Source organism: Streptomyces sparsus (genome assembly GCF_054776295.1).
Map to the genome: position 1 here is coordinate 1 of NZ_BAAHCA010000153.1, position 7,856 is coordinate 7,856.

At 71.3% G+C, this 7,856-nt stretch carries 11 protein-coding genes; 7 read left to right on the forward strand and 4 right to left on the reverse strand.

The features are described from left to right. Nucleotides 1–245: 245 nt before the first annotated feature. Nucleotides 246–485, forward strand: a complete 240-nt coding sequence (locus ACYVE9_RS10480; protein WP_461027500.1) for a chaplin — start codon at nucleotides 246–248, stop codon at nucleotides 483–485. Nucleotides 486–566: 81 nt separating this feature from the next. Here the strand turns inward: ACYVE9_RS10480 and ACYVE9_RS10485 are convergent, their stop codons facing one another. Beyond that, nucleotides 567–1,355, reverse strand: coding sequence for a hypothetical protein (locus tag ACYVE9_RS10485; RefSeq protein WP_461027501.1), 789 nt, complete (start codon nucleotides 1,353–1,355; stop codon nucleotides 567–569). A gap of 117 nt (nucleotides 1,356–1,472) precedes the next feature. Here ACYVE9_RS10485 and ACYVE9_RS10490 point away from each other — a divergent pair, with 117 nt between their 5' ends. The 3 genes from ACYVE9_RS10490 (at nucleotide 1,473) to ACYVE9_RS10500 (ending at nucleotide 3,745) form a co-directional block, all read left to right on the forward strand. Further along, nucleotides 1,473–2,264, forward strand: coding sequence for an ABC transporter ATP-binding protein (locus ACYVE9_RS10490; RefSeq protein WP_461027502.1), 792 nt, complete (start codon nucleotides 1,473–1,475; stop codon nucleotides 2,262–2,264). A gap of 112 nt (nucleotides 2,265–2,376) precedes the next feature. Further along, nucleotides 2,377–2,742, forward strand: coding sequence for an NfeD family protein (locus ACYVE9_RS10495; RefSeq protein WP_461027508.1), 366 nt, complete (start codon nucleotides 2,377–2,379; stop codon nucleotides 2,740–2,742). A 61-nt stretch (nucleotides 2,743–2,803) separates the two neighbouring features. Further along, nucleotides 2,804–3,745, forward strand: a complete 942-nt coding sequence (locus tag ACYVE9_RS10500) for an SPFH domain-containing protein (RefSeq protein WP_461027503.1) — start codon at nucleotides 2,804–2,806, stop codon at nucleotides 3,743–3,745. Nucleotides 3,746–3,865: 120 nt separating this feature from the next. On the opposite strand, the gene ACYVE9_RS10505 is transcribed toward ACYVE9_RS10500, so the two are convergent. Continuing rightward, complete coding sequence (locus tag ACYVE9_RS10505) at nucleotides 3,866–4,381, reverse strand: HNH endonuclease (protein ID WP_461027504.1); 516 nt, start codon at nucleotides 4,379–4,381, stop codon at nucleotides 3,866–3,868. 195 nt (nucleotides 4,382–4,576) lie between these two features. Further along, nucleotides 4,577–5,116 (reverse strand): YbhB/YbcL family Raf kinase inhibitor-like protein, encoded by a 540-nt coding sequence (locus ACYVE9_RS10510; protein WP_461027505.1) that lies wholly within the window; start codon nucleotides 5,114–5,116, stop codon nucleotides 4,577–4,579. A gap of 90 nt (nucleotides 5,117–5,206) precedes the next feature. Between ACYVE9_RS10510 and ACYVE9_RS10515 the strand changes: the two genes are divergently transcribed. Next, complete coding sequence (locus ACYVE9_RS10515) at nucleotides 5,207–5,605, forward strand: guanyl-specific ribonuclease (protein WP_461027509.1); 399 nt, start codon at nucleotides 5,207–5,209, stop codon at nucleotides 5,603–5,605. Next, nucleotides 5,602–6,048 carry a barstar family protein gene (locus ACYVE9_RS10520; protein WP_461027506.1) on the forward strand — a complete coding sequence of 149 codons (447 nt, stop codon included), beginning with the start codon at nucleotides 5,602–5,604 and terminating at the stop codon, nucleotides 6,046–6,048. The genes ACYVE9_RS10515 and ACYVE9_RS10520 overlap by 4 nt, the downstream gene beginning before the upstream one ends. An 81-nt stretch (nucleotides 6,049–6,129) precedes the next feature. On the opposite strand, the gene ACYVE9_RS10525 is transcribed toward ACYVE9_RS10520, so the two are convergent. Next, entirely contained in the window at nucleotides 6,130–6,912 is a 783-nt protein-coding gene (locus ACYVE9_RS10525; RefSeq protein WP_461027510.1) for a sporulation protein, read from the reverse strand. 37 nt (nucleotides 6,913–6,949) lie between these two features. On the opposite strand from ACYVE9_RS10525, the gene ACYVE9_RS10530 reads away from it, so the two are divergent. Continuing rightward, on the forward strand, nucleotides 6,950–7,621 hold the full coding sequence (locus ACYVE9_RS10530; RefSeq protein ID WP_461027507.1) for a DNA-3-methyladenine glycosylase: 672 nt from the start codon (nucleotides 6,950–6,952) through the stop codon (nucleotides 7,619–7,621). The last annotated feature ends 235 nt before the right edge of the window (nucleotides 7,622–7,856 follow it).

The window sequence follows — 7,856 nt, forward strand, 5'->3', positions numbered from 1 at the left end:
CCCGCCGCAGTTCGCCGCCACAGGCCGTCACGGCCGTAGTCCCCCGGGGCGCTACGCCCGCCGGTCCCGTTCGGCGGGCGCTCAACGTCGCACGCGGGGCGTGCCCCGGCGTGCAGGAGCGCCGCGACGATGCTCCGAACGGGCGTCAGTCCGCCGCCCGCCCGTGTCGTCCGACGTGCTGAGGCGTTTCTCCTGCTGTGACTCCCGGCGGGAGTCGTGAATCGCAACCAGGAGGAACCAATCACATGAACGCTGCCAAGAAGGCCGCCTTCGTTGTCGCCGCTGCCGGTGTCGCTGTCGGCGCCACGGCCGGTGCCGCATTCGCCGACGCGTCGGCCGCCGGCGCAGCCTCGCACTCCCCGGGTGTGGGCTCCGGCAACCTGGCCCAGGTGCCCGTGCACATCCCCGTGAACCTGGTGGGCAACACCGTCACCGTGATCGGTGCGCTCAACCCCACCTTCGGCAACGAGGGCGTCAACGACTGAGCTTGGCCGTCTCGGCACCTCGGGCTCCGCGGACCGCACCCATCCGGTGCGGCACGCGGAGCCTTCGTGTGTCCGCCCTCCTCAACCCCGGCCGCGCTGCAACTCCTCGGCGTACGCGTTGTACGCCGCCACCTGCGCACGCCGGGCCGTGCGCTCCACCGGCCGCAGCACCTCGCTGCGGGCCGCGATCTCGGAGGCGCTGACCGCGGAACCGTGCTCGGGCGCCCCGGCGATGGCCAGCAGTGCGGCAACCCGCTGGGCGAGCGAGAGCACCCGTACCGCGCGGGGCGGATACCCTGGCGCGAGCAGGTGGTGGTCCGCCTCCGCACGTGCCTGGTAGGCCTCCAGCGCGCCCCTGGTCGCGGCACCCGACCCGGCCACGTCAAGCTTCACCAGCGCCGTGGTCGCCGAGTGCAGCGCCTCCGCCAGCTCACGTTCCGCCTCGGCCAGCGAGGGCACGTCCGCGGGCGGGCCCTCCCGCACCGGCAGGCAGCTCCAGACCACCTCCACGTGGCGGTCACCCGCCGGGCCGACCGCGTGCACCGACGGCACCAGGCCCAGGGCGGTGCCGGACACCAGTACCGCCTCGCCGGCCTGCAGGGCCAGGGCGTTGAAGTCGGGCGGCCCGCTCAGGCCGAGCGGGTGCCCCGGCGCCGGGAGCGCGACCCGCAGTCCCTCCGCACCCAGCGACCGCAGCCTGCCGAGTGCCAGCGTCCATCCCACCGTGCCGGACTCCGACGGCAGGTCGGCGACCCGGTGCACGGCGTCCGACCCGACGATCCGGTCGGCCGCCTCGTCGGGCGACGCCTCCCCGGCGAGCAGCGCGTTACCCCAGGCGGCCAACCGCCCCGAACGTGGTTCATCGAGCATGCCCCCACCTTAGGGACAAGCCTGGCGGCAGCGGAGCCGGACCGGTGGCGTAGGTTTTCCCTGGGGACCGTGCCCACCGGTACGGGCGAACGCGACTGCATGGGAGACAACGCGCTCATGAGCGATGTACTGGAGCTGGTGGACGTATCCGTGGTCCGCGAGGGCCGGGCTCTGGTGGACGACGTCTCCTGGTCCGTGAAGGAAGGGGAACGCTGGATCATCCTCGGCCCCAACGGCGCCGGCAAGACCACCCTGCTCAATCTGGCCTCCAGCTACCTCTTCCCCACCACGGGCACCGCCACGATCCTCGGCGAGAAGCTCGGCGGCGTCGACGTCTTCGACCTCCGCCCGCGCATCGGCATGGCCGGCAGCGCGCTCGCCGAGAAGCTGCCGCGCAGCCAGACCGTGCTCCAGACCGTGCTGACCGCCGCGTACGGCATGACCGCCGGCTGGCAGGAGACCTACGAGGCGATGGACGAGGACCGCGCCCGCGCCTTCCTCGACCGGCTCGGCATGAACGAGTTCCTGGACCGCCGGTACGGCACCCTCTCCGAGGGTGAACGCAAGCGCACCCAGATCGCCCGGGCGATGATGACCGACCCGGAACTGCTGCTGCTCGACGAGCCGGCGGCCGGCCTCGACCTCGGCGGGCGCGAGGACCTGGTGCGCCGACTCGGACGGCTCGCGCAGGACCCCTACGCGCCCTCCATGGTGATGGTCACCCACCACGTCGAGGAGATCCCGCCCGGCTTCACCCACGTCCTGATGATCCGCCAGGGCAAGGTGCTCACCGCCGGCCCGCTGGAGACGGAGATGAGCTCCCAGAACCTGTCGCGCTGCTTCGGCCTGCCGCTGGTGGTGGAGCGCCGGGCGGACCGCTGGGCCGCCCAGGGGCTGCCGCTCGGCTGACCACCGGCCGTACACGCCCTGTCGCGGTGGGGCGACCGCCTCTACCATTGACCTCGTGGACGTATGGGTGTGGTGGCTGGTGGCAGCCGTAGGGCTGGGAATCCCCCTGGTGATGACCGCGATGCCGGAGTTCGGCATGCTGGCGGTCGGCGCCGTGGCGGGGGCGATCACGGCCGGGCTCGGCGGCGGGCCCGTCGCGCAGGTGGTGGTCTTCGCCCTCGTCTCGACCGCGTTGATCGTCGTGGTCCGACCAGTGGCCAAACGCATGCGGGCCGAGCGCCCGGAGCTGGCCAGCGGTGTCGACGCACTCAAGGGCCGGCACGCGGTCGTGCTCGAACGCGTGGACGGGCACGGCGGCCGGGTCAAGATCGGCGGTGAGGTCTGGTCGGCCCGCTCCCTGGACGTGGGCGACTCCTACGAGCCGGGCAGCCGGGTGGACGTCGTGGAGATCGACGGAGCGACCGCCGTCGTGATGTGATAGCTGTCGCCAACCGAGCAGTCACACCCCGTAGAACAATCCGAGAACCCAGGGGGACGCGATGGACGCCGTCATCATCGTGCTGATCATCCTTGTGGTGCTGGTCTTCATCGCACTCATCAAGACGATCCAGGTCATTCCGCAGGCCAGCGCCGCCATCGTCGAGCGCTTCGGCCGCTACACCCGCACGCTGAACGCGGGCCTCAACATCGTCGTGCCGTTCATCGACACCATCCGCAACCGGATCGACCTCCGCGAGCAGGTAGTGCCGTTCCCCCCGCAACCGGTGATCACCCAGGACAACCTGGTCGTGAACATCGACACCGTCATCTACTACCAGGTCACGGACGCCCGGGCGGCCACCTACGAGGTCGCCAGCTACATCCAGGCGATCGAGCAGCTCACCGTCACCACGCTCCGCAACATCATCGGCGGCATGGACCTCGAGCGGACGCTGACCTCCCGCGAGGAGATCAACGCCGCGCTGCGCGGAGTGCTCGACGAGGCGACGGGCAAGTGGGGCATCCGCGTCAACCGCGTCGAGCTGAAGGCCATCGAGCCGCCCACCTCCATCCAGGACTCGATGGAGAAGCAGATGCGCGCCGACCGTGACAAGCGGGCCGCGATCCTCCAGGCCGAAGGTGTCCGGCAGTCGGAGATCCTGCAGGCCGAAGGCCACAAGCAGTCCGAGATCCTGCGTGCCGAAGGTGACGCCAAGGCCGCCGCGCTGCGCGCCGAGGGTGAGGCCCAGGCCATCCGTACGGTCTTCGAGTCGATCCACGCCGGTGACCCGGACCAGAAGCTGCTCTCCTACCAGTACCTCCAGATGCTGCCGAAGATCGCCGAGGGCGACGCCAACAAGCTGTGGATCGTGCCCAGCGAGATCGGCGACGCGCTGAAGGGGCTCGGCGGAGCGCTGGACGGGTTCCGCGGCGGAGGCAACAGCGGGGGCGGCGGCAGCTCGAAGAGCGTCACCCCCACCGAGCGCCCGCCCATCGACTGACGCACCGCACCCGGCCGGCGCCGCCGTCACCGCACCCGCCACTGCACGCAGGCCCGGCAACGCCTCCGCCCCCGGTACCGACTTCCTCGGTACCGGGGGCGGAAACGTCAAGGACGCGGTTCAGGCGTGGGCGCGGGCGGGCAGCGGCAGCCACTCCGGCAGTGCCTCACCCTGCCGCAGGTTCAGGGCCAGCAGCAGCGCGTCCGCCGGCGTCGGCTCGAACGGCTGGGTGAGCAGCAGCATGCCCGCCTGCGCGGGGGTGCGGTCGGCCTTGCGATGGTTGTCCTCCGCGCAGGCAGCCACGGTGTTCAGCCAGGTGTCGCCACCGCCGCGCGACCGGGGCACCACGTGGTCGACGGTCGTGCCGCGCCGACCGCAGTACGCGCACCGGTGCCGGTCACGCACCAGCACGCCGCGACGCGACCAGGGCGCCCGTTGTCGGAACGGCACGCGCACGTACCTGCGCAGCCTGACCACCTGCGGCACGGGCAGTTCCAGCCCGGCCGCCCGGACCCGCAACCCGGGATGCGACTGCTCGACGACGGCCTTGTCATGCAGCACCAGCACCACGGCCCGCCGCAGCGACACCGTCGACAACGGCTCGAAGCTCGCGTTGAGCACCAAGGTCTCGCGCATCCCGTCCACCTCCCCGTTCACCCGCCCCGCGGCGGGTGAGCACCACTGTGCCGCTGCCCATTCCGACGGACAACGCAATTTCCGCCGGATGGACGGCAGATGACGGGACGGAGGAAACGCGGTGTCGGTCGACCGAAAGGGCAGACCGACCCGGACCCGGAACCGCAACGGGCACCGGGTCGGACGCCGGCCGGGTCAGGACCCGGCCGGCACCTCGTACTCGGCGACGAGCTGCGCGCGGCCGATCGCCTTGAACCGCAGGTGGAAACCGACGGCCGCCGGTGAGGCGTCCGCGTCGGGCCCGAGCTCCTCCTCGCCCACCGCGTACACGGTGAAGACGTAGCGGTGCGGGCCGTCACCGGGCGGCGGCGCGGCACCCCCGAAGTCGCGGGTGCCGTCGTCGTTGCGGACCTGGACCAGCCCCTCGGGCAGCCCCTTGAACTCCCCGCTGCCGGCGCCCGCAGGCAGCTCGGTCACCGTCGCCGGGATGTTGAAGACCGACCAGTGCCAGAAGCCGCTGCCGGTCGGGGCGTCCGGGTCGAAACAGGACACCGCGAAGCTCCTGGTGCCCTCGGGAAAACCCTCCCACCGCAGGTGCGGGGAGGTGTTGCCGCCGGCCTGCGCCTGCGCTTCCCGCAGCTCCCCGCCGTCGGCCAGGTCATCGCTGACCACGGTGAACGACGGAACCGGGGGGTGGAAGTCGTGGGGGAGCGGGCGGCGCTGCTGCTCGGTCACGGGAAATCCTCCTGATCGCGAATCGCTGTCCCGGCCAGCCTAACCAGCCGCCGCGGGCGCCCCTGGCAGCATGTCCGGGTGCTACGAAAGATGCTGCTCGCGTGCCTGACCGTGTGCGCCCTGCTGCTCGCCGGCTGCGGGACCGGCAGCGACCGGGCCACGACCGGCCCGACGTCCTCGGCCCCGGCGACGCCGTCCTGGGCCGCGGGCATGGAGACCGTCACCCCCAAGCAGCTGCCTCCCGAAGCCCGGGAGACCCTGCGGCTCATCGAGCGGGACGGTCCGTACCCCTATGAGAAGGACGGTTCGGTGTTCGGCAACTTCGAACGCCGGCTGCCGGACAGGGCACGCGGGCACTACCGCGAGTACACGGTGCCCACTCCGGGGTCCCCCGACCGCGGCGCCCGCCGCATCGTCGCGGGCCGTGAGGGCGAGCGCTTCTACACCAGCGACCACTACGAGAGCTTCCAGGCGGTGGTACAGCCATGACCGAACCCCTAGACCCACCCACGCTGCCCGACGCGGACCTCGACGGACTGCTCGACGGGTCCGTGCCCCCCGGCCTCTACCGCTGGCCCCTCGCCCAGTCCGCCGCCCCCCTGCCCGGCCTGGCGGAGGCAGCGGCCAGCGCCGATCTCCGGTGTGCGGAGGTCGAGCTGGCCGGCGTGCACGACAAAGCGGCCTTCTTCAAGCGCTGTGCACCGGCTCTCGACCTGCCCGACTGGTTCGGACACAACTGGGACGCGTTCGCCGACTGCCTCACGGACCTGTCCTGGTGGGGCGACACCGGGGGGTACCTGCTGGCGCTGCGTTCGTGGAGCGACTTCCGCCGCGCCGCCCCCGCCGACGCGGCGACGGCCGCGGAGGTGCTCTCCGCGGCCGTCGCCTACTGGTCGGCCCGCAGCACGCCGATGACGGTGCTGCTGGCCTGACCACCGACCGTTCCGCCACTCCGGCCACGCCGCCGCGTCCGACCGAGGCGCCTGCGGACCGGCGCGGCCGGCCGCACCGGGTCAGAACCAGTTGCGCTTGCTGCCCACCTCTGCCAGCCACTGGTTGAGGTAGGCCGCCCAGTCGGTCTGCTGGAAACCGTCGAGGTCCATCTGGAAAGAGCGGTAGGAGTCGCTGCCGCTGGTGAACAGCCCCGGCTTCTTGTCCATCTCCAGCACCACGTCCATGACCCGGCCGTCGGCGACGAAGGTCAGCTCGACCTCGTTGAGCCCGCGGTACTGGGACGGCGCGTGGAACTCGATCTCCTGGTAGAAGGGCAGCTGCTGCCGGGTGCCGTGCACCGTGCCCTTCTCCATGTCGGCGTTCTTGAACCGGAACCCGAGCGAGCCGAACGCCTCCAGCAGCGCCTGCTGCGCCGGCAGCGGGTGCACGTTGATCGGGTCGAGGTCGGTGGAGTCGACGGCCCGGGCGATGTCCAGCTCGGTGGTCACCCCGATGTGGGTGCCGGCCAGCGGCTGTCCGAGGAACATCGTCACCGGCGTCTCCCACGGAACGCTCAGCCCGAACGGCACCACGTGCGCCGCCCCCGGCTGGAGCTCGAAGGCGCCACCGAGCTGCTCCCGGTGGAACTCGATGTTCTGGCGCGTCTCCCCGTCCTGCGTCTGCACCTCGACCTTCGCCTGGAGCCCCACGGACAGCCCCTGGATCTGCTGCGGCACCTTGCCGCCCTCGATCCTGACCTCACCGTGCACCACTCCGCCCGGCAGCACGTTGGGCTCGGTGAGCACCGTCTCCACCGACGCCCCGCCGATCCCCACACTTGCGAACAGCTTCTTGATGGCCATCTCGTCCTTCCCCGACACTCGACTACGCTCGAGCGACATGTCTGTTGGCCGTGACCGTACTGCCTTGCCACGCACCTTCTTCGCGCGCCCTGTTCTGGAGGTGGCCCCCGACCTGCTGGGCCGCGTCCTGGTCCGGGCCACCGACGACGGACCTCTCGCCCTGCGGCTGACCGAGGTCGAGGCGTATGCCGGTGCGCGCGACCCCGGATCGCACGCCTTCCGTGGTCGTACCGCGCGCAACGCCGTCATGTTCGGCCCTCCCGGTCACGCCTACGTGTACTTCACCTACGGGATGTGGCACTGCCTCAACCTGGTGTGTGAGACGCAGGGAACGGCCGCCGGGGTTCTGCTCAGAGCCGGCGAAGTGCTCTCGGGCCACGAGACGGCTCGCCCACGGCGGCTGACGGCCCGCCGCGACAGCGAGTTGGCCCGTGGCCCGGCGCGGCTCGCGACCGCCCTGGGCGTGGACCGCCACCTGAACGGCACCGACGTCTGCTCCGGATCCGCGGACGCGCCGCTCCAGGTGCTGGCCGGTGAGCCGACGGCTCCTGACCGCTTCCGCAGCGGCCCCCGCACCGGGGTCGGTGGGGAGGGAGCCCACCAGCCGTGGCGGTTCTGGATCGACGGCGACGCCACCGTCAGCCCCTACCGGGCCCACCAACCACGTCGCCGTCGGAACGGACTTGACGCGGCGGGTGCGGACGCCTAACGTAGTCCGAGCCGCTGAAACAGAAGCGCGTCAGCGTCGGTCTCCACGACCGAGCAGAAGCGATCTTGGCGCGGCACACACTACACACGGTAACCCCGGAGGGGTTCATTTTCGGTGCGCCGAAAATGAACAGAAAGACTCGATTAGGAGTCTGGCCGGGAATCCACTAAAGTAGTGAACACACCGAAGGGAAGCGCCCGGAGGAGACCCGGAAGGGAATCCGAAGGAAGCGTCC